At 72.8% G+C, this 19,154-nt stretch carries 19 protein-coding genes and 1 pseudogene; 8 read left to right on the top strand and 12 right to left on the bottom strand.

The features are described from left to right. Positions 1–129: 129 nt before the first annotated feature. Positions 130–492, top strand: a complete 363-nt coding sequence (locus tag ACFWUY_RS11770; RefSeq protein WP_384105748.1) for a hypothetical protein — start codon at positions 130–132, stop codon at positions 490–492. A gap of 79 nt (positions 493–571) precedes the next feature. Here the strand turns inward: ACFWUY_RS11770 and ACFWUY_RS11775 are convergent, their stop codons facing one another. The 5 genes from ACFWUY_RS11775 to afsQ1 form a co-directional block, all read right to left on the bottom strand. Further along, complete coding sequence (locus tag ACFWUY_RS11775) at positions 572–772, bottom strand: PspC domain-containing protein (protein ID WP_384105751.1); 201 nt, start codon at positions 770–772, stop codon at positions 572–574. A gap of 90 nt (positions 773–862) precedes the next feature. Further along, entirely contained in the window at positions 863–1,444 is a 582-nt protein-coding gene (locus ACFWUY_RS11780) for a VanZ family protein (protein ID WP_384105755.1), read from the bottom strand. 61 nt (positions 1,445–1,505) lie between these two features. Then, a complete protein-coding gene (locus ACFWUY_RS11785; protein WP_384105758.1) occupies positions 1,506–2,132 on the bottom strand; it encodes a hypothetical protein in 627 nt (208 codons plus the stop codon). Further along, positions 2,129–3,661, bottom strand: coding sequence for an ATP-binding protein (locus ACFWUY_RS11790; protein ID WP_384105761.1), 1,533 nt, complete (start codon positions 3,659–3,661; stop codon positions 2,129–2,131). The genes ACFWUY_RS11785 and ACFWUY_RS11790 overlap by 4 nt, the downstream gene beginning before the upstream one ends. Then, a complete protein-coding gene (gene afsQ1, locus ACFWUY_RS11795; RefSeq protein WP_267045480.1) occupies positions 3,658–4,335 on the bottom strand; it encodes a two-component system response regulator AfsQ1 in 678 nt (225 codons plus the stop codon). Before afsQ1 ends, ACFWUY_RS11790 begins: the two co-directional genes overlap by 4 nt. A 169-nt stretch (positions 4,336–4,504) precedes the next feature. On the opposite strand from afsQ1, the gene ACFWUY_RS11800 reads away from it, so the two are divergent. Further along, complete coding sequence (locus ACFWUY_RS11800) at positions 4,505–5,227, top strand: SigE family RNA polymerase sigma factor (RefSeq protein ID WP_384105766.1); 723 nt, start codon at positions 4,505–4,507, stop codon at positions 5,225–5,227. Positions 5,228–5,379: 152 nt separating this feature from the next. On the opposite strand, the gene ACFWUY_RS11805 is transcribed toward ACFWUY_RS11800, so the two are convergent. Further along, positions 5,380–6,078: an ATP-binding protein gene (locus ACFWUY_RS11805; RefSeq protein WP_384105769.1), complete on the bottom strand. Its 699-nt coding sequence runs from the start codon at positions 6,076–6,078 to the stop codon at positions 5,380–5,382. Positions 6,079–6,130: 52 nt separating this feature from the next. Here ACFWUY_RS11805 and ACFWUY_RS11810 point away from each other — a divergent pair, with 52 nt between their 5' ends. After that, entirely contained in the window at positions 6,131–6,529 is a 399-nt protein-coding gene (locus tag ACFWUY_RS11810) for a hypothetical protein (protein WP_384105774.1), read from the top strand. 123 nt (positions 6,530–6,652) lie between these two features. Here the strand turns inward: ACFWUY_RS11810 and ACFWUY_RS11815 are convergent, their stop codons facing one another. Genes ACFWUY_RS11815 through deoC form a run of 3 tightly spaced genes read right to left on the bottom strand, consistent with a single transcriptional unit; the run spans position 6,653 to position 9,968 of the window. After that, on the bottom strand, positions 6,653–7,546 hold the full coding sequence (locus ACFWUY_RS11815) for an aldehyde dehydrogenase family protein (RefSeq protein ID WP_384105777.1): 894 nt from the start codon (positions 7,544–7,546) through the stop codon (positions 6,653–6,655). Beyond that, on the bottom strand, positions 7,546–9,003 hold the full coding sequence (locus ACFWUY_RS11820) for an aldehyde dehydrogenase family protein (RefSeq protein ID WP_384105782.1): 1,458 nt from the start codon (positions 9,001–9,003) through the stop codon (positions 7,546–7,548). The genes ACFWUY_RS11815 and ACFWUY_RS11820 overlap by 1 nt, the downstream gene beginning before the upstream one ends. Positions 9,004–9,008: 5 nt before the next feature. Continuing rightward, positions 9,009–9,968, bottom strand: coding sequence for a deoxyribose-phosphate aldolase (deoC, locus tag ACFWUY_RS11825; RefSeq protein ID WP_384106094.1), 960 nt, complete (start codon positions 9,966–9,968; stop codon positions 9,009–9,011). 307 nt (positions 9,969–10,275) lie between these two features. Between deoC and ACFWUY_RS11830 the strand changes: the two genes are divergently transcribed. From ACFWUY_RS11830 to ACFWUY_RS11845, 4 genes and pseudogenes are all read left to right on the top strand, one after another. Beyond that, a complete protein-coding gene (locus tag ACFWUY_RS11830; RefSeq protein ID WP_384105787.1) occupies positions 10,276–11,811 on the top strand; it encodes a hypothetical protein in 1,536 nt (511 codons plus the stop codon). 347 nt (positions 11,812–12,158) lie between these two features. Further along, positions 12,159–12,800 carry a class F sortase gene (locus ACFWUY_RS11835; RefSeq protein ID WP_384105791.1) on the top strand — a complete coding sequence of 214 codons (642 nt, stop codon included), beginning with the start codon at positions 12,159–12,161 and terminating at the stop codon, positions 12,798–12,800. Positions 12,801–12,834: 34 nt separating this feature from the next. Beyond that, a complete protein-coding gene (locus ACFWUY_RS11840) occupies positions 12,835–13,521 on the top strand; it encodes a PH domain-containing protein (protein ID WP_384105798.1) in 687 nt (228 codons plus the stop codon). A 14-nt stretch (positions 13,522–13,535) separates the two neighbouring features. Then, a pseudogene (locus ACFWUY_RS11845) lies at positions 13,536–13,879 on the top strand (ATP-binding cassette domain-containing protein); the annotation flags it as partial. Positions 13,880–13,983: 104 nt separating this feature from the next. Here the strand turns inward: ACFWUY_RS11845 and ACFWUY_RS11850 are convergent. From ACFWUY_RS11850 to ACFWUY_RS11860, 3 genes are all read right to left on the bottom strand, one after another. Next, a complete protein-coding gene (locus ACFWUY_RS11850; protein ID WP_384105802.1) occupies positions 13,984–15,636 on the bottom strand; it encodes a phospho-sugar mutase in 1,653 nt (550 codons plus the stop codon). A 217-nt stretch (positions 15,637–15,853) separates the two neighbouring features. Next, positions 15,854–16,657 carry a purine-nucleoside phosphorylase gene (locus tag ACFWUY_RS11855; RefSeq protein ID WP_384105807.1) on the bottom strand — a complete coding sequence of 268 codons (804 nt, stop codon included), beginning with the start codon at positions 16,655–16,657 and terminating at the stop codon, positions 15,854–15,856. 201 nt (positions 16,658–16,858) lie between these two features. Then, positions 16,859–17,296: a gamma-glutamylcyclotransferase gene (locus ACFWUY_RS11860; protein ID WP_384105809.1), complete on the bottom strand. Its 438-nt coding sequence runs from the start codon at positions 17,294–17,296 to the stop codon at positions 16,859–16,861. Between the two features lie 242 nt (positions 17,297–17,538). Here ACFWUY_RS11860 and ACFWUY_RS11865 point away from each other — a divergent pair, with 242 nt between their 5' ends. Beyond that, on the top strand, positions 17,539–18,978 hold the full coding sequence (locus ACFWUY_RS11865) for an NAD(P)H-quinone dehydrogenase (protein WP_384105813.1): 1,440 nt from the start codon (positions 17,539–17,541) through the stop codon (positions 18,976–18,978). Positions 18,979–19,154: the final 176 nt, after the last annotated feature.

Raw genomic sequence — 19,154 nt, forward strand, 5'->3', positions numbered from 1 at the left:
CCGCTTTCCGGTGTTTGCGGAGCCGTCGTTCCCTGGTTAGGTTGCAGAGCCGCTCTGCATTCCCGATTCCCAGGATTTCCCCGCCCGGCTTTCCCGGAAGCCCCGGATTCCCCCAAGGAAGATTTTCAGATGAAGCAGTCTGCCGCCAAGAAGCTCGGTGTCGCCGCTCTCGGTGCCGCTTTCGCCGCTGCCGCCGCCGGCACGGCCTCCGCCGCGCCGTCCCTGCCCGTCGGCGCCGACGCGCTGGGCACGGTGACCCAGGCCGTCCCGCTGGGGGACGGCCTCACCGAGCTCCCCGACGGCGCCGCCGAATCCCTCGGTGCCGGCCAGGGCGCCCTCGACCAGGGCGTGAAGACCCTCCCGGCCACCGCCGGCCAGGCCACCCAGGGCCTCCCGCTCGACGCCGCCACCGGCGGCCTCGCCGCCACCCCGCTCGGCGGCCTCGGCGGCCTCCTCGGCGGCCTGCCCCTGAGCGGCCTGCCGATCGGCTGACCCTGCCATAAGGCACGTACGACGCCGAAGGGGCGCGCACCCGGTCTCCCCGGGTGCGCGCCCCTTCGGCGTGCGGCGGCTACCAGGCGGTGCTCGCGCCCTTCTCCGCCGGCAGGAACACCCACAGGCCCAGGTAGATCAGGAACTGCGGGCCGGGCAGCAGGCACGAGGCCACGAAGATCACGCGCATCGTCGTCGCGGAAGTGCCGAAGCGCCGGGCCAGCGCCGCGCACACTCCACCGATCACGCGTCCGTCACGGGGGCGGGCAAGTGCGGCCATGGTGGGCTCCTTCGGAGTCGGTCCGGGAGCCGCTCGGTCGGGCTCCCGATGACTCCATACTGCCGCCGGTCAGGGGTGCCGGGCGTCGGTCTACCGGGCGATCGGGACCCTGGTAATCGTCGGGGTCGTACCCTGAGCCCCCTCGTTCCGCAGGGGGGCGGAGCCCTCGTCACGGCCGGTCCCCGAGGAGGAGCCCGCCCGCCCCGCGTCCGTCCTGCGCCGCAGCCAGGTCCGCCCGGCCGGCACCAGGAGCAGATGCGCGAGCGCCACCCCGGCGGTGTTCAGGAGGATCGAGTCCACGTCCACGACCTGGCCGGGCACGGCGGTCTGCAGCAGCTCCACGCCGAGCGACACCAGCGCCCCGGCGGCGGTCGTACGGACCAGTGAGGCCCAGTGGGAGACGTTCAGCCGGCCCTCGGCCATCGGCAGCAGCACCCCCAGCGGGGCCAGGAGCAGCAGGCCCTCGCCGATCAGCCGGGCCGCCTCGGCGGCGCCCAGGGCGAGATCGGCCCGCAGGCCGTTCAGCGGGACGGTGTTCGGCGCGGTCACCCAGGCCACGTCCCGTGGGCGCAGACTGACCCAGGCGACGAGCAGCAGATGCGCGAGGACGAGGACGAACCCCGCCACGCGGACGACCACGGCGGCACTGCCGCCCGAACCTTGACGCTGCACGCCCCCCAAGACGCCCCGCACGGCGGAATCGGTTCCGCCGGGCCGGAAGGCGTCTCCCCGGTCAGCCCGTGGGCGTGGCCGCCGGGGCGGTCACGGCCGCCGTCGGCGGCGCCGACTCGGGACGCTCGCGCAGTTCCGTCGTGCACCGGTAGCGCTTCGGCGCGTACGCGCCGGGACCGCCGAGCAGCACCGTCCGGTCGCCCGCGCCCGCCGAGCTCCCCGCGAACGTGCAGATCAGCTGCGACAGGGCCGTCGGCGCCAGGTCCTCCGGCTGACGGCTCAGCCGCAGCGTGCCCACCGGGTCGCCCCGGCGGCCGCCGTCCACCACCAGCGGGCCGCGCACCGCCGTCGTGAACCCGGCCTGCCGCTCGCTGTCCGGGGGCTCGGCGAGCAGCTGGGCGAGCAGCCCCCCGGCCGTACGCACCGGGTCGCCGCCCGCCTTCTCCTCCGGCAGCGGCGACCGCCGCTCCACCGCCTCCAGCTGGGACCCGCAGACCAGGAACACCCGGACCGGCACGCCCTGCGCCACCGCCCCCGTCGTACTTCCCCCGGCGCTGCTGCACGGGACTCGGGACGGGGCCGCGCCCGCGTCGACCGGGACCGACGTCGTCCTGATCCCGCAGCCGGTGACCAGGGTGGTCAGCGTGACCGCCGCCAGAGCCGTACGCCCGAAGACACCGCTCCTCACGCTTCCTCCACCTCGCCCTGGCTGCTGCGGGTCTGCACCTCGCGGGTGATCCCGGAGGCGTCCAGGGGCAGCCGGAGCACGAACACCGCGCCGTCCACCGTCCCGTCCTCGCCGACCGAGTTGGACGCGGTGATCGAACCGCCGTGGATCAGCGCGTTCTCCATGGCGATCGACAGGCCGAGACCGCTGCCCTCGGACCGCGGCCGGGACGCGCTCGCCTTGTAGAAGCGGTCGAAGACGTGCGGCAGCACCTCCTCGGGGATGCCGGGGCCGTGGTCCCGTACCGCGATGACCAGCTCGTCGTCCTCGGTGCGCACCGAGACCCGGACCGGCGAACCGCCGTGCTTCAGCGCGTTGCCGATCAGGTTCGCCAGGATCACGTCGAGCCGGCGCGGGTCGAGCGGCGCCACGATCCCGCGCTCGGCGTCCAGGTCGACCGCGTCCAGCCAGGCCCGCGCGTCGATGCACGCGGTGATCTGGTCCGCGATGTCGACCTCGTCGAGGACGAGCCGGGCGGTGCCCGCGTCGAAGCGGGTCACCTCCATCAGGTTCTCCACCAGGTCGTTGAGGCGCCGGGTCTCGCTGACGACCAGCGCCACCGCCGGGGCGATCATCGGGTCGAGGGAGTCCTGCTCGTCCTCCAGGACCTCCGTGACGGCCGTGAGCGCGGTCAGCGGGGTCCGCAGCTCGTGCGACATGTCGGCCACGAACCGCCGGGAGGACTCCTCCCGGGCGCTCATGTCCGCGACCTTCTTCTGCAGGGACTCGGCCGCGCTGTTGAACGTACGGGTGAGGTCGGCCAGTTCGTCGGCGCCGGTGACCCGCAGCCGGGTGTCGAGCTTCCCCTCGCCGAGCTGCTTGGCCGCCTCGCCGAGCCGGTGCACCGGGCGCAGCACGGTCGTCGCCGCGACCTGCGCGAGCAGCACCGAGCCGGCCACCGCGAGCGCGGTGGCGATCCCGAGCGACCAGGCGAGCGAGTTCAGGTCGGCCTTCTCCGCCGCCAGCGACTTGAACATGTAGCCGGCGGGCCCGCCGCCGTCGATCCGCGTCCCGCCGACCAGGTACGGCGTCCCGTTCCGCTCCGTACGCTGCCAGAACAGGTGGTACGGGTGCGGGTCGGCCTCCGTCACCTGCCGCTCGGTGTCCACGGCGTCCATCAGCGGGCGCGGCACGTCGGCCAGGGTGAAGTCGTCCGGGTCCGAGGCGCCGACGATCGGCTTGCCCGCGTCCCGCTCGCCGAGCAGCAGCACCTGGTAGTTGGCGCCGCTGGCGCTCGCCATCTGCTCGGCGGTCCGCCGCAGGTCGTCCTGGGTCGGCCGGAGCGGCAGCGTCGCCGCCCGGTTCTGCATCTCCTGCCGGAAGTCGTTGAGCGCCCCGTCCTGGGTGCGGGTCAGCACCGCCTCGCGGTTCAGCCAGTACGCGATGCCGGACGCGGCGACGGCCGCGGTGAGCGCGACCAGGGCGAAGACGACGACGAGCCGCAGCCGCAGGCTGGAGAGACGCAGTCGTGTGAGGATCCCCTTGCTCACGCAGGGACGTCCAGCCGGTAGCCGACCCCGCGCACGGTACGGATGAGCGTCGGCGAGGACGGCACGTCCTCCACCTTGGCGCGCAGCCGCTGCACGCAGGCGTCGACGAGTCGGGAGTCGCCCAGGTAGTCGTGCTCCCACACGAGCCGCAGCAACTGCTGCCGGGAGAGCGCCTGTCCGGGCCGGCGGCTCAGTTCGAGGAGCAGCCGCAGCTCGGTCGGGGTGAGCTGGAGGTCCTCGCCGTTCTTGGTGACCGTCATCGCGGACCGGTCGATGACGAGGGACCCGTAGGTCGCGGAATCCGTCGACTCCCGCTCGCCCCGCCGCAGTACGGCCCGGATCCGGGCGTCCAGGACCCGCCCCTGCACCGGCTTGACGACGTAGTCGTCGGCTCCGGACTCCAGGCCCACGACCACGTCGATGTCATCGCTGCGCGCCGTCAGCAGGATGATCGGCAGCTGGTCGGTGCGGCGGATGCGCCGGCACACCTCGAAGCCGTCGATGCCGGGCAGCATGACGTCGAGCACGACCAGGTCCGGCCGCTGCTCGCGCAGCAGCAGGAGGCCGTCCTCCCCGGTCGCGGCGGTGGCCACCCGGTGGCCCTGCCGGGACAGGGAGAGTTCGAGGGCCGTGCGGATGGCGTCGTCGTCCTCGATCAGCAGCAGAAAAGGCACGGCGTCATTCTGTCCCATGCGGCCGTCCGAGTTCGACCGCTGGGAGGCGCGCATCTGCCACGGCCCCCTGTGACACGCCTGTGACAGTCGGCGGACAACGCCATGAAGTCCGGTGGGCAAGCTTCTGGCACACGGAACGAAACACACTCCAACCGACGGGGGGCGCGAGATGAACGCACTGCACAGCACCACCTCGAGCGCAGTAGTCACGCGTCTCCACGATGTCGTGCGGAGCACGGAGAAGTCCGGCGCGGTTGTGAACGGGCGGGGGTGCGTTCGCAGCGTCGGGCGTCAGCGCAAGGCGCCGTACATGGTCGCCGTCGCTGACGGGGGAGCGGCGTACGGGGAGGTCACGGGGGAGCGCGCCTGCTCGGAAGCCGAGTTCACGGCTTACGTCCAGGAGCGTCGTGCCTCCCTGTACGCCACCGCCTACCACCTCACCGGTGACCGTTTTGAGGCCGAGGACCTGCTCCAGAGCGCGCTGTTCTCCACGTACCGCGCCTGGGAGCGGATCAGCGACAAGGCCGCGGTCGGCGGATACCTCCGCCGCACCATGACCAACCTGCACATCAGCGCCTGGCGCCGGCGCAAGCTCAACGAGTACCCGACCGAGGAGCTCCCGGAGACGGTGGGCGAGACGGACGCGATGCGCGGCACGGAGCTGCGCACGGTGCTGTGGCAGGCGCTCGCCCGGCTGCCCGAGCTCCAGCGGACCATGCTGGTGCTGCGCTACTACGAGGGCCGGACCGATCCGGAGATCGCGGAGATCCTGGACATCAGTGTCGGCACGGTGAAGTCGAGCATCTGGCGCTCGCTGCGGCGACTGCGCGAGGACGAGGTGCTGAGCTTCGGCCGTGACGAGGAGGAGTCCTTCGGCGAGCTGGTGGCCTGAAGGTCGGGGGGAAAGACCCGCGGGGGCCTACGGGGGAACGGGGCCCGCGCGGGTTGTTCACGGGGGGAACACGGGGGACCCGTACGGGGGTGCGGGGAAAACGAAGCGGGTCGTACGGGCCGGGGGTCCCGTACGACCCGCTTCGCGTTTCGTCAGTTCGTCGTCGCCGACGCGCGGTGGCGGCCCGCCGCCGCCGCGGCCAGGCGGCCCAGGGCTTCCGGTTTGGCGCAGGGGTGGGCGCCCAGGGCGGTCTGGCGGGCCACGATCGTCCGCTCGGCCCGCATCAGGCGCCAGCCGCGGCGCAGCAGGAACGGCACCGACTTGCGGCCCTCGCGGAGGTCGCGGGCGAGCCGCCGGCGGAACGTCGTCGAGGGGCGGCCGCGCAGGCAGAGCGCGTCGGCGAGGACGTCGAGTTCGCGGCAGCGGGCCACGATCTCGGCCGCGAAGATCCCCTCCGCCACGAAGAGCGGCGTCCGCCCGATGTCGAGCCGCTCGCGGCCCACCCGGGAGCTGGTGGCGATGTCGTAGACGGGGACCTCGGTCCGTCCCGTACGGCACAGTTCGACGATCGCGGAGACGGCGGCGTCCGCGTCCCAGGACTGTGGGGAGTCCCAGTCGATGTCCGCGCTGCCGGCGACGACGGGGAGGGTGGGGTCGTCGGCTTCCTTGTAGAAGTCGTCGAGGCGCAGGACCGGGAGGCCGGCTACGGCGGCGAGGGACGACTTGCCGGAGCCGGAGGGGCCCGAGAGCAGGACGACCCGGGCGGGGATCGGTTGGGAACTCACGGGACACCAGTGTGAACCATTCCCTCGTGCAGGGGACCCCCGAGGAAGACCGTTGGTATCGAGCATCACACCTCAACTACTGTCGGTGGCTGCTCTGTCACCCTTCGGAAGGATCGTCATGGCGCGTCACGCGGAACCCCGGACCGCCCGTCACCGTGCCCTGGTCAAGGCCGGTCTCATCGTCACGGCGGCGGGTGCCGCCGTGCTCGGGGCGGGTGCCGGGGCGCAGGCCGCCGCACCGATGCCGCTGCCCGTCGACTCACTGACCAGGACGGACGCCGGATCGGCGGGGGCGGGTGCCCTGTCGGGCGTCACCCACGGCCTGGGCCCGCTGACCCGCCTCCAGCTCGACCCGCTGGCCAACACCGGCGTCGACCCGCTCGACAACGGACTCGGCACGCAGGTCGCCGACTTCGAGCCGATGGGCACGAACCTGGTGACCGACCACCTCACGAAGGGCGGGGCGGTCGCCGATCTGCCGGTCGCGGGTCCGCTGACGCAGGGGCTGCTTCCGTAGCGGGGCGGCGACACCGGTGGAGTCCCGGCGCCCGCCCCGACGGAACCGGCCCCAGGGCAGCGGAACGGCCCCCGGGTGCGCACACCCGGGGGCCGCCCTTCTCCGGCCGGGCCGGGACACGTCTCAGTACGAGGAGCCGCTCGCGCCCAGCGAACCCGTCGGGTGCCAGACCGTCTTCGTCTCCAGGAACGCGGTCATGCGGTCCAGGGCCGGGGACTCGGTGAAGTCCTCCGTGCGCCGGCGCAGTACGCGCTTCAGGTTGTCCGCCGCCGCGACCTCCAGGTCGCGGGCGAGGTCGCCGTCGGTCGCACCCGTCAGGTCGATCGCGTTGACGTCCTGGTGGGCCGCCAGGTGCGGGCCCATCTCCGCGGCCTTGCCGGAGAGGATGTTCACGACGCCGCCCGGCAGGTCGGAGGTGGCGAGCACCTCGCCGAGGGAGAGCGCCGGCAGCGGCGACCTCTCGCTCGCGATCACCACGGCCGTGTTGCCCGTCGCGATCACCGGGGCGATCACCGAGACCAGGCCCAGGAACGACGAGTCCTGGGGGGCGATGACGGTGACGACGCCCGTGGGCTCCGGCGTGGACAGGTTGAAGTACGGGCCCGCGACCGGGTTCGCGCCGCCCACGACCTGGGCGATCTTGTCCGTCCAGCCCGCGTACCAGACCCAGCGGTCGATGGCGGCCTCGACGACCTCGGCCGCCTTGTTCTTGGACAGGCCCTCCGCGTGCGCGACCTCGTGCACGAACTGGCCCTTGCGGCCCTCCAGCATCTCGGCGACGCGGTAGAGGATCTGGCCGCGGTTGTACGCGGTCGCGCCCGCCCAGCCGCCGAACGCCTTGCGCGCCGCGACGACCGCGTCACGGGCGTCCTTGCGGGAGGAGAGGGGAGCGTTGGCCAGCCACTTGCCCTTGCTGTCCTGCACTTCGTACACCCGGCCGCTCTCGGAACGCGGGAACTTCCCGCCCACGTACAGCTTGTAGGTCTTGAAGACGGAAAGACGGTCCACTGTGCTCATCAGCGCTCACCCTTCGGGCTCGACGGGGCGAGGTACGCCTCCAGGCCGTGGCGACCGCCCTCGCGGCCGAAGCCCGACTCCTTGTAGCCGCCGAAGGGCGAGGTCGGGTCGAACTTGTTGAACGTGTTGGCCCAGACGACACCCGCGCGGAGCTTGCCGGCGACCGCGAGGATGCGGGAGCCCTTCTCCGTCCAGATGCCGGCGGAGAGGCCGTACTGGCTGTTGTTGGCCTTCGCGACCGCCTCGTCGGGCGTACGGAAGGTCAGCACCGACAGGACCGGGCCGAAGATCTCGTCGCGGGCCACCGTGTGCGCCTGCGTGACGTTCGTGAAGAGCGTCGGGGCGAACCAGTAGCCGGACGCCGGGATCTCGCAGTCGGCGGTCCAGCGCTCGGCGCCCTCCGCCTCGCCCTGCTCCACCAGCGTGGTGATGCGGGCCAGCTGCTCGGACGAGTTGATGGCGCCGATGTCGGTGTTCTTGTCCAGCGGGTCGCCCAGGCGCAGGGTGCTCAGACGGCGCTTGAGCGCGTCGAGCAGCTCGTCCTGGACCGACTCCTGGACGAGGAGGCGCGAGCCCGCGCAGCAGACCTGGCCCTGGTTGAAGAAGATGCCGTTGACGATGCCCTCGACGGCCTGGTCGATCGGCGCGTCGTCGAAGACGATGTTCGCGCCCTTGCCGCCCAGCTCCAGGGTGACCTTCTTGTCCGTACCGGCGACGGACCGGGCGATGGCCTTGCCGACGGCGGTCGAACCGGTGAAGGCGACCTTGTCCACGTCCGGGTGCTCGACGAGCGCGGCGCCGGTGTCCCCGTACCCCGGAAGGATGTTGACGACGCCCTTCGGCAGCCCGGCCTGGCGGCAGATGTCCGCGAAGAACAGGGCGGAGAGCGGGGTCGTCTCGGCCGGCTTCAGGACGACCGTGTTGCCCGTCGCGAGCGCCGGGGCGATCTTCCACGCCAGCATGAGGAGGGGGAAGTTCCACGGGATGACCTGGCCGGCCACGCCCAGCGGGCGCGGGTTCGCGCCGTAGCCGGCGTGGTCGAGCTTGTCGGCCCAGCCCGCGTAGTAGAAGAAGTGCGCGGCGACCAGGGGGAGGTCCGCGTCGCGGGTCTCCTTGATCGGCTTGCCGTTGTCCAGGGTCTCCAGGACGGCCAGCTCGCGGCTGCGCTCCTGGATGATCCGGGCGATGCGGAAGAGGTACTTGGCGCGCTCGGAGCCGGGCAGCGCCGACCACTTCTCGAAGGCCCTGCGGGCCGCCTTCACCGCGCGGTCGACGTCCTCGGCGCCCGCGCGGGCGACCTCGGAGAGGACCTCCTCGGTGGCGGGGGAGACGGTCTTGAAGACCTTGCCGTCGGCCGCCTCGACGAACTCGCCGTCGATGAACAGGCCGTAGGAGGGGGCGATGTCGACGACGGACCGGAACTCCGGCGCCGGTGCGTACTCGAATGCAGATGCCATGTTGATCAGTCCACCGTCACGTAATCGGGGCCGGAGTAACGGCCGGTCGCCAGCTTCTGGCGCTGCATCAGCAGGTCGTTGAGCAGGCTGGAGGCGCCGAACCGGAACCAGTGGTTGTCCAGCCAGTCCTCGCCCACGGTCTCGTTGACGAGGACCAGGAACTTGATCGCTTCCTTGGTGTTGCGGATGCCGCCGGCCGGCTTCACGCCGATCTGGACGCCGGTCTGGGCGCGGAAGTCGCGCACCGCCTCCAGCATCAGGAGCGTGTTGGCCGGGGTGGCGTTGACCGCGACCTTGCCGGTCGAGGTCTTGATGAAGTCCGCGCCGGCCATCATGCCGAGCCAGGAGGCACGGCGGATGTTGTCGTACGTGGACAGTTCGCCGGTCTCGAAGATCACCTTGAGGCGGGCGCGGTCGCCGCACTCCGCCTTGATCGCGGCGATCTGCTCGAAGACCTCCAGGTAGCGGCCGGAGAGGAAGGCGCCCCGGTCGATGACCATGTCGATCTCGTCGGCGCCCGCGGCGATGGCGTCCGCCGTGTCGGCCAGCTTCACGGGGAGCGCGGCGCGGCCCGCCGGGAAGGCGGTGGCGACCGAGGCGACCTTGACGCCGGAGCCCGCGAGGGCCGCCTTGGCGGTGGCGACCATGTCGGGATAGACGCAGACGGCGGCGGTCGTCGGGGTCGTGCGGTCGGTCGGATCGGGACGGACGGCCTTGGCGGCGAGCGCCCGGACCTTGCCCGGGGTGTCCGCGCCTTCGAGCGTCGTCAGGTCGATCATGGAGATGGCCAGGTCGATGGCGTACGCCTTGGACGTGGTCTTGATCGAGCGGGTGCCGAGGGACGCGGCGCGCGCCTCCAGGCCGACGGCGTCGACGCCGGGCAGCCCGTGGAGGAAGCGGCGCAGCGCACTGTCGGACGCGGTCACGTCGGCGAATGCGAGAGCTGCGGGTGCAGTGGTGGGCATGGTCACCAGTCGAGCATATCTACGCGCGTAGCGACCTGTACAGGGGAGCGGGTCGCGGGAGCCCGGGGTCGCGGGCGGGGGAAAGGCGGGTCGCGGGACGTCCCGGCGGCGGGCGAACCGGAGATGACCCCCCGGGGGAATCCGGGGTGACGTCTGTCACGTGGCTGTGACACGGAACGGACGGATCCCCCGTACAAGATCTTTAGATTCTCATCAGCAGCCAGCGAGAACTCACCGGCCCTCCCCGAGGAGACGTCAGCGGCGTGCGACTCGTCTTCATCCACCACCGGACTTCTCGGGAGTCGTTATGCGCACCGCCCTTCGCACCGCCCTCGCCACCGCCCTCGTCGCCGGAGTCGCCGCCACCCCGGTCCTCGCCGCGGGCAGCGCCTTCGCCGGCGGCCCGGCCCCGGCGCCGAAGCCGGTCGCGGCGACCGCGAAGCCCGCGGTGATCGCGAAGCCCACCTCGGCGACCGAGAAGCCCGCGGTGATCGCGAAGCCGACCTCGGCGACCGAGAAGCCCGCCGAGGGCGAGGGGGCCGCCGAGGCCGAGAAGCCCGCCCCCGCCGAGGCCGCTCCGGCTGCTGCCCCGACCACCGCCACGCCCGGCGTCCCGGCGAGCCGCACCGTCCAGCTCGCCGGCGGACTGTCGGCCAAGGTGTACGCCAGGGGTGACCAGCACCGGTACCACACCGCCACCGTCCTGAAGGGCGGCATGGCGCTGGGCGAGCTGAAGGCCGGCGCCGGCTACGGAGCCAAGGACACCGAGGTCTTCGCCGGATGGGCGGTGACCCTGGACTCCGAGGGCAACGTGAGCGCCGTCGCGAAGGGCACCCTGGTCCGCACCCAGACCCTCATCAGCGGCACCGTCGCCAAGATCTACAAGGTCGGTACGCTGCACCACCGCGCCGAGCTCTTCCGCGAGGGCCGTCAGGTCGGCGTCCTGGAGGCGGGCAACTCCTCCGCCGCCGGCAACGACAACGGCGAGTTCTTCGTCCTCAACGGGAACGGCACCACCCACAACTGGACGGGCAACTACCGTCCCGGCGCCACCCCCGGCATCTACCGGCTCGCCGACGGCACCGTCCTCGAACTCGCCAAGAAGGACGGCCGTTACGGCCTCCAGCTCATCGAGAACGACAAGGGCCGCGGCTTCACCTACCTCAACGGCGTCCGCCAGGTCTGGACGTACGGCAAGGCCGTCGTCGTCCTGGAGAACGACGGGGGCTTCGCCGCCTACGTCCCCGGCTCCGCGAAGCAGGCCGCCCCGCAGCCGTACGGCATGGGCGGCGGCGGCCAGGGTGAGCCCACCCCGGTCGACAAGGACACGCTCGCCCCGTGCACGATCGCCCGGATCGTCGACATCGGCGCGGGCACCGGCGCCAAGCTGATCATGAGCCCCCAGGGACCGAAGGCCAAGATCATCACCGCGGGCGACAACAAGCTCATCGGCACCCTCGACCGCGCCCACCCGGCACTGCCGAAGAGCGCCGGCATCGTCGCCCGGATCGTCAACCCGTACACCGCGACGCCCTCGCTCTACACGAAGGTCGAGGGAGGGACCGCCAAGGGTGCCACGCACGCCTTCCCGAAGCTGCCGAAGGGCTGCAAGCTCGCCCCGGTCAAGAGCGCCACCGTCGGCAACGGCACGGGCGGCACCGGCGTCACCGTGCACGCCGGGCAGACCTCCGTCATCCCGCAGGGCGGCGTCGCGGCCGGTGCCGAGTTCGGCGCCGAGGGCGACTCCACCGCCCTGGTCGCGGCCGGTGCCGGTGCCGCCTCGCTCGCCGCCGCCGGCCTCGGCTTCGTCGTCCTGCGCCGCCGGTCCGCGGCCCGCGCCTGACGCCGGCCGCGCGACCCGGCCGGGACCTGGTGTCCGACCTGGTCGATGCCCGCCGCGACCTGGTCGTACGGGCATCGACCCGGCCGGACCGATGCCCGCCGCGACCCGGCCGGGACCTTCGACGTCCGCCCGGACCGACACCGGCCGTGTCGTGGTCCGGGGCCCTGAGGTCGGGGCGAGGCCGGTCGTGTCCCGGTCCGGGGCCTTGCGGTCCGGCCGGGGCTTCCGTGTCGCCCGCTCCCTGTTCACCCGCTCCCTGACCCTGACCCGAGCAGGAGCGCCCGTCCCGGCCGGTCGCCGCCCCCACGCGGCGGCCGGCCACACCCCGTGCCGTCCGGAGCCGTCCCGTGAACCGTCGCCGTACCCGTGCCGCCCCCGTCCTCCTCGCCGCCGTGCTCGCCGTCACCGCGCTCGCCGGCTGTTCCGGCGGTGGCGGGCCCGCCGCCACCCCGCCCGCCCGTGTCACCGAGGCCGCCGCGCCCCCGCCGGCCGCGAGCGCCGCGTCCGTACGGCCGCTGGCCCGGTCGCTGCCCGTCCGCGTGCAACTGCCCGCCGCCGGTGTCGACACCGGGCCCACCAGGTCCGTCCTCGCACTCGGGCTCGCCGCCGACGGCACCATCGAGGTGCCCTCGGTCGCCGACGCCGACCGGATCGGCTGGTACGACAAGGGCGTCACGCCCGGCGAGACCGGCCCCGCCGTCCTCATCGGGCACTTCGACACCGCCCGCGGCCCGGCCGTCCTCAAGGACGTCTCCCGCGTCCGGATCGGTGACGAGATCACCGTGACCCGCGCCGACGGCACCCGTGCCGTCTTCCGCGTCCGGGAGCTGGAGCAGGTCGACAAGAAGACCTTCCCGACGGCCAAGGTGTACGGCGACACCCGGCGTCCCGAGCTGCGCGTCGTCACCTGCGGCGGCGAGCTGGTCGACGGCCACCGACCCGACAACATCATTCTGTACGCGGATCTCGTGGCCGTGCGGGCCGCCTGAGCCCCCACCGGCCCGCTGAGGCAGAATCGGCGGCATGACGACCCCCGAGCCGACCCCCGAGCCCAGCCACGAGCCGAGCCGCGAGTCGACCCCCGAGCAGCCGTCCGCGACGCAGACGTCCCCCGACCGTGTCTTCCGGTCGCCCCTGGGGATCGCGAGCGGGGTGTTCCTGCTGCTCCTCGCGTGCGTGTTCGCCGGTGACGTGCTGCTGCGCGGCGAGGGCCGCTCGCCGTGGCTCGCGCTCGCGGGACTCGTCCTCGCCGTCCCGCTGATCGTCGCCTTCACCATCAGGCCCGCCGTGTACGCCAACGACGACCGGCTCCGGATCCGCAACCCGTTCCGGTCGATCACGCTGCCGTGGGCGACGGTCGCCGACGTCCGCGCCGGTTACTCCAGCGAGGTCCTCACCAGGAGCGGCACCAAGTACCAGCTGTGGGCCGTCCCCGTCTCGCTGCGCCAGCGCAAGAGGGCGGCCCGCCGTGCCTCCCGCGCCTCCCAGGACGACCCGCACGGCCGCACCTCGGTCAACGCCGACGTACGGGACACCGCCTCCCGGACCGCGCCCTCCGACCGGACCGTCGCCGACCTGCGGGCGCTCGCCGAGCTGCGCTCCGGGGAGCCGGGGGCGCAGGGCGAGGTCCGGGTGCGCTGGGCGTACGAGATCGTCGGGCCCGCCGCGGCCGGGCTGCTGCTCCTGGTGATCCTGATGGCGACGGGCTGACCCTTACGGACGGGCAGCCCGGCGGGGCGCTCTCCGGCGGCCGGCGGCAGCGCCTGTGCATCGCCCGCTCGCTCGCCGTCCGCCCCCGCGTCCTGCTCATGGACGAGCCCTGCTCGGCGCTCGACCCGACCTCCACCCGGCGGATCGAGGAGACCACCGCCGACCGAAGGCGGAGTTCACCGTCGTCATCGTCACCCACAACACGCAGCAGGCGGCCCGGGTCTCCGGCTCCCGCGCCTTCTTCCTCGCCGAGCAGGGCACGCCCGGCGTGATCGTCGAGCACGGGCCCACGGACCCGGTCTTCGGCTCGCCGAGCGACCCGCGCACCGCCGACCACGTCAACGGCCGCTTCGGCTGAGACCGTCCGGGGTCCACCCGGACGGGTGCGGCGGGCACGCGGAAGGGCCGGTACGGAATCGATCCCGTACCGGCCCTTCCACGACCGCTCCCGGAGCCGAGGGCTCAGAGCCCGGCGGCCGCCGACAGGTCCCGCTTGATCGCGACCAGCACTTCCGCGGCCTTCGCGCGGGCCGGGGCGAGGTCGACCGCCGACGTGACCGGCACCACGACCTCCAGGTAGCACTTGAGCTTGGGCTCGGTGCCGCTCGGGCGGACGATCACCCGGGCCTTGTAGGCGCCCTCCAGGTGGTAGCGCAGCCCGTCCGTCGGGGGCAGCGACTCCGTCCCCTTCGTCAGGTCCTCCGCGGAGACCACCGTCAGACCGGCCAGCGACACCGGAGGCCGCTCGCGCAGCGCCGTCATGGCGTTCGCGATGACGCCCAGGTCCTCGACCCGCACCGACAGCTGGTCCGTGGCGTGCAGCCCGTGCTCCACCGCCAGGTCGTCGAGCAGGTCGGTCAGCGTCCGGCCCTGCTCCTTGAGCACCGACGCCAGCTCGACGACGAGCAGCGCCGCCGTGATGCCGTCCTTGTCGCGGACGCCCTCGGGGTCGACGCAGTAGCCGAGCGCCTCCTCGTACCCGTACCGCAGGCCCTCGACGCGGGCGATCCACTTGAAGCCGGTCAGCGTCTCCTCGTACCCGACGCCCGCGGCCTCGGCGATCCGGCCGAGCAGCGAGGACGACACGATCGACTCGGCGAAGACGCCCGTGGCGCCCTTGTGCACCAGGTGCGCGGCGAGCAGCGCGCCGACCTCGTCGCCGCGGAGCATCCGCCAGCCGCCGACGACCGACGGGTCGGGCACGGCCACCGCGCAGCGGTCGGCGTCCGGGTCGTTGGCGATGACCAGGTCGGGGTCCACGGCCCTGGCCGCCTCGAAGGCGAGGTCCATGGCGCCCGGCTCCTCCGGGTTGGGGAAGGCGACCGTCGGGAAGGCCGGGTCGGGCTCGGCCTGCGCGGCGACGAGCGCCGGCGGCGGGAAACCGGCCCGCGCGAACGCGGCCGTCAGGACCTCCTTGCCGACGCCGTGCATGGCCGTGTAGACGGTCCGGGCGGTGCGGGCGGACCCAGGGGTCAGGACGGCGTCCGTACGCTCCAGATAGGCGTCCAGGACCTCGTCGCCGAGGGTCTCCCAGCCGCTCTCCGGCCGCGGCACGTCGTGCAGGGACCGTACGGCCTCGATCTCGGCGGCGATCTCCGCGTCGGCCGGCGGCACGATCTGCGAGCCGTCGCCCAGGTAGACCTTGTAACCGTTGTCGCGGGGCGGGTTGTGGCTCGCGGTCACCTCGACACCGGCGACGGCGCCCAGATGCCTTATGGCGTACGCGAGGACGGGCGTCGGCAGCGGGCGGGGGAGCAACGCGGCGCGCAGCCCGGCGCCCGTCATCACGGCGGCGGTGTCGCGGGCGAAGTCGGCGGACTTGTAGCGGGCGTCGTAGCCGATGACGACGAGCCCGCCCTCCTCGCCCTTCGCCCTGAGGTACGCGGCGAGGCCGGCGGCGGCGCGGATGACGACCGAGCGGTTCATCCGCATCGGCCCGGCACCCAGCTCGCCGCGGAGCCCGGCGGTGCCGAACTGGAGGGTGCCGGCGAAACGGGCGGCGAGCTCGTCGCCCGCGCCGGCCTCGATGAGCTTCGCGAGCTCCTCGCGGGTCTCGTTGTCGGGGTCCTCGGCGAGCCAGGCCTGGGCCCGGGCGAGGAGGTCGTCCTGCGTCACGGTGTGCCTTTCGGGGTGGGGCGGGAGGAAGGGGGCGCGGGGTGGGCCGCTGCGCGGAGCCGTTCCCCACCCCGCCCCTTCCCGAAACCGAGGGCTCCGCCCCCGGACCCCCGCGTCTCAAACGCCGGCGGGGCTGAATTCTTCAGCCCGTCCGGCGTTTGAGGACCGGGTCTGGGGCTGAGCCCCGGTTTCGGGAAGGGGCGGGGTGGGGGAGGACTCAGATCCGGTCGAGGACCCGCGTCAGCAGCTCACCCATCCGCGCCGCCGAGTCCCGCCCCGCCTGGAGGACCTCCTCGTGGTTCAGCGGCTCGCCCGAGAGCCCCGCCGCCAGGTTGGTGACCAGGGAGATGCCGAGGACCTCCGCGCCGGCCTCGCGCGCGGCGATGGCCTCCAGGACGGTGGACATGCCGACGAGGTCGCCGCCGAGGACGCGGACCATGTTGATCTCGGCCGGGGTCTCGTAGTGCGGCCCGGGGAACTGCACGTACACGCCCTCTTCGAGGGTCTCGTCGACCTCCTTGCACAGCGCGCGCAGCCGCGGCGAGTACAGGTCGGTGAGGTCGACGAAGTTCGCGCCGACGATCGGGGAGGCGGCCGTCAGGTTGAGGTGGTCGCTGATGAGGACGGGCTGGCCGGGGCGCATGCCCTCGCGCAGGCCGCCGCAGCCGTTGGTGAGGATGACGGTCCCGCAGCCCGCGGCGACGGCGGTGCGGACGCCGTGGGCGACGGACGCGACGCCGCGGCCCTCGTAGAAGTGGGTGCGGCCGAGGAAGACGAGGGCGCGCTTCGCGCCGATCTTGTACGAGCGGACCTTGCCGCCGTGGCCCTCGACGGCGGGCGGCGGGAAGCCGGGGAGGTCGGTCACCGGGAACTCGGCCTCGGGAGCGCCGAGCGCGTCGACGGCGGGTGCCCAGCCCGAGCCCATGACCAGGGCGACGTCGTGGTTCTCGACGCCGGTCAGCTCGCGCAGACGGGCGGCGGCGGCCTCGGCGGCCTCGTACGGGGTGGCAGTTGCGTTCACTGACTCTCTCGCCTCGGGGAGGGGGGTCCGAGGCGGGCCCCGGACGGATTTCATACGCGCAGAAGCGTAGCCGGAGATTGCCTACGCGCGTAGATGACGATGCCGACGGACATGCGATCGTTGTCTTGTCGTTTCCGACGAAAAGCGCACACGTACTCCCGTCCCCGTCCCTGGGGCGTTCGCACACCTCCGGCCACGCCTTCAGCAGGGGCGCTTGCGCAACTCCATCACGTAGTCGTGCGGCGCGCCCGCGGATTCGGCCGCGTCGGCGACCTCGCCCAGGTAGCGGGCCGAGGGCAGCCCGCCCTCGTACGCGTTGAGGACGTACACCCAGGCCGGCTCCTCGCCGTCCAGGGTGTGCACCCGGACCCGCATCCGGCGGTAGATGTCGAGGCCGACGCCCTCCCAGCGGTCCATGGAGTCCTCGTCCATCGGCGCGATGTCGTACAGCGCCACGAAGACCTGCGAGCGGGGGGCCTCCACGATGGTGGCCAGCGCCCCCTCCCAGCCCATCTGCTCGCCGCCGAAGGTCAGCCGCCAGCCGTTCAGCCAGCCGGTGCCGCGCAGCGGGGAATGCGGTGCGCGGCGGCTCATCAGCCGCGCGTCGAGGTTGCTGGCGAAAGCAGCGTAGAGCGACATGGGACCGAGGGTACGGGAGGGGGCGGGGTGTCCGCCGAACTCCGAGGTGGGGGCCGCGGGACACGCCCGGCGCGCGGCCGGACGCGCGGGCGCGCCCCTCCGACGGGCCCCGGCGTGAGACCGCACCGGGCGTGCGGGAGAATGGGGTACGCACTTGAGGCGTGCGGGACAATGGCGTACGCACTGCATCCCAGCGGGGGGACTCCCCGGCAGCAGAACGAGAGCGCGAGGCGTAGATCCCAGTGACCCGGATCGTGATCATCGGCGGCGGACCCGGCGGATACGAGGCGGCCCTGGTGGGCGCCCAACTCGGCGCGGAGGTGACCGTCGTCGACTGCGACGGCCTCGGCGGCGCGTCCGTCCTGACCGACTGCGTCCCCTCCAAGACGCTCATCGCCACGGCGGAGGTGATGACCACCTTCGACTCCTCCTACGAGGAGCTCGGCATCATCGTCGCGGACGACACCCCGCACGTGGAGCAGGCCGCCCGTGTGGTGGGCGTGGACCTCGGCAAGGTCAACCGGCGGGTGAAGCGCCTCGCGCTGGCCCAGTCGCACGACATCACCGCCTCCGTCACCCGTGCGGGTGCCCGGGTGCTCCGCGGCCGCGGCCGGCTCTCCGGCCGGCAGGCGATGGACGGCTCCCGCCAGGTGGTCGTCACCGCCGCCGACGGCACGGAGGAGACGCTGACGGCGGACGCCGTGCTGATCGCGACGGGCGGTCACCCGCGCGAGGTCCCGGACGCCAAGCCGGACGGCGAGCGCATCCTGAACTGGACCCAGGTCTACGACCTCAAGGAGCTCCCCGAGGAGCTCATCGTGGTCGGCTCCGGCGTGACCGGCGCCGAGTTCGCCGGCGCCTACCAGGCGCTCGGCTCCCGGGTCACCCTGGTGTCCAGCCGCGACCGCGTCCTCCCCGGTGAGGACCCGGACGCCGCCGCCGTCCTGGAGGACGTCTTCCGCCGCCGCGGCATGAACGTCATGGCCCGCTCGCGCGCCGAGTCCGCCAAGCGGGTCGGCGACCGGGTGGAGGTCACCCTCGCGGACGGCCGGGTCATCTCCGGCACCCATTGCCTGATGGCGGTCGGCGCGATCCCGAACTCGGCAGGCATGGGCCTGGAGGAGGCCGGGGTCAGGCTGAAGGACTCCGGTCACATCTGGACCGACAAGGTCTCCCGTACGACCGCCCCCGGCGTGTACGCGGCCGGTGACGTCACCGGCGTCTTCGCGCTGGCCTCGGTGGCCGCCATGCAGGGCCGTATCGCGATGTACCACTTCCTCGGCGACGCGGTGGCCCCGCTCAACCTGAAGACGGTCTCGTCGAACGTCTTCACCGACCCCGAGATCGCCACCGTCGGCTACACCCAGGCCGACGTGGACGCGGGCAAGATCGACGCCAAGGTCGTCAAGCTGCCGCTGCTGCGCAACCCCCGCGCGAAGATGCAGGGCATCCGGGACGGCTTCGTGAAGATCTTCTGCCGTCCGGGCACCGGCATCGTGGTCGGCGGCTGTGTCGTCGCCCCGAAGGCGAGCGAACTGATCCATCCGATCTCGATCGCGGTCGACAACAATCTGACCGTCGAACAGATCGCAAATGCTTTCACCGTGTACCCCTCCCTGTCGGGTTCGATCGCGGAAGTGGCACGGCAGTTGCACACCCGGAAGACGGCGGGCGAGGCCTGACCCGCCCCCGGCCTGGGGCGATCTGGACAACCCCCGGCAAGATCGGGCATAGCCCCGGCACACCTTGAACCAACGACGGGGTCTCCCATACCACTTGGAGACCCCGTCTGTGTGCATCTTCTGCAATTCGGCGCATACTGCTGAAAACTATCGGCCGGTCACGTTACTGTCAGTTT

The organism is Streptomyces sp. NPDC058664 (assembly GCF_042716635.1).
In the GTDB taxonomy this organism is placed as follows: Bacteria; Actinomycetota; Actinomycetes; order Streptomycetales; family Streptomycetaceae; genus Streptomyces.

Excerpts from the sequence above, each read along its gene's own strand:
- ACFWUY_RS11860 (WP_384105809.1), bottom strand. The coding sequence starts at position 17,296 with ATGTCGCTCTACGCTGCTTTCGCCAGCAACCTCGACGCGCGGCTGATG.
- ACFWUY_RS11810 (WP_384105774.1), top strand. The coding sequence starts at position 6,131 with ATGGCGCGTCACGCGGAACCCCGGACCGCCCGTCACCGTGCCCTGGTC.
- ACFWUY_RS11775 (WP_384105751.1), bottom strand. The coding sequence starts at position 772 with ATGGCCGCACTTGCCCGCCCCCGTGACGGACGCGTGATCGGTGGAGTG.
- ACFWUY_RS11820 (WP_384105782.1), bottom strand. The coding sequence starts at position 9,003 with ATGGCATCTGCATTCGAGTACGCACCGGCGCCGGAGTTCCGGTCCGTC.
- ACFWUY_RS11800 (WP_384105766.1), top strand. The coding sequence starts at position 4,505 with ATGAACGCACTGCACAGCACCACCTCGAGCGCAGTAGTCACGCGTCTC.
- ACFWUY_RS11830 (WP_384105787.1), top strand. The coding sequence starts at position 10,276 with ATGCGCACCGCCCTTCGCACCGCCCTCGCCACCGCCCTCGTCGCCGGA.
- ACFWUY_RS11770 (WP_384105748.1), top strand. The coding sequence starts at position 130 with ATGAAGCAGTCTGCCGCCAAGAAGCTCGGTGTCGCCGCTCTCGGTGCC.
- ACFWUY_RS11840 (WP_384105798.1), top strand. The coding sequence starts at position 12,835 with ATGACGACCCCCGAGCCGACCCCCGAGCCCAGCCACGAGCCGAGCCGC.
- ACFWUY_RS11815 (WP_384105777.1), bottom strand. The coding sequence starts at position 7,546 with ATGAGCACAGTGGACCGTCTTTCCGTCTTCAAGACCTACAAGCTGTAC.
- ACFWUY_RS11805 (WP_384105769.1), bottom strand. The coding sequence starts at position 6,078 with ATGCTCGATACCAACGGTCTTCCTCGGGGGTCCCCTGCACGAGGGAAT.
- deoC (WP_384106094.1), bottom strand. The coding sequence starts at position 9,968 with ATGCCCACCACTGCACCCGCAGCTCTCGCATTCGCCGACGTGACCGCG.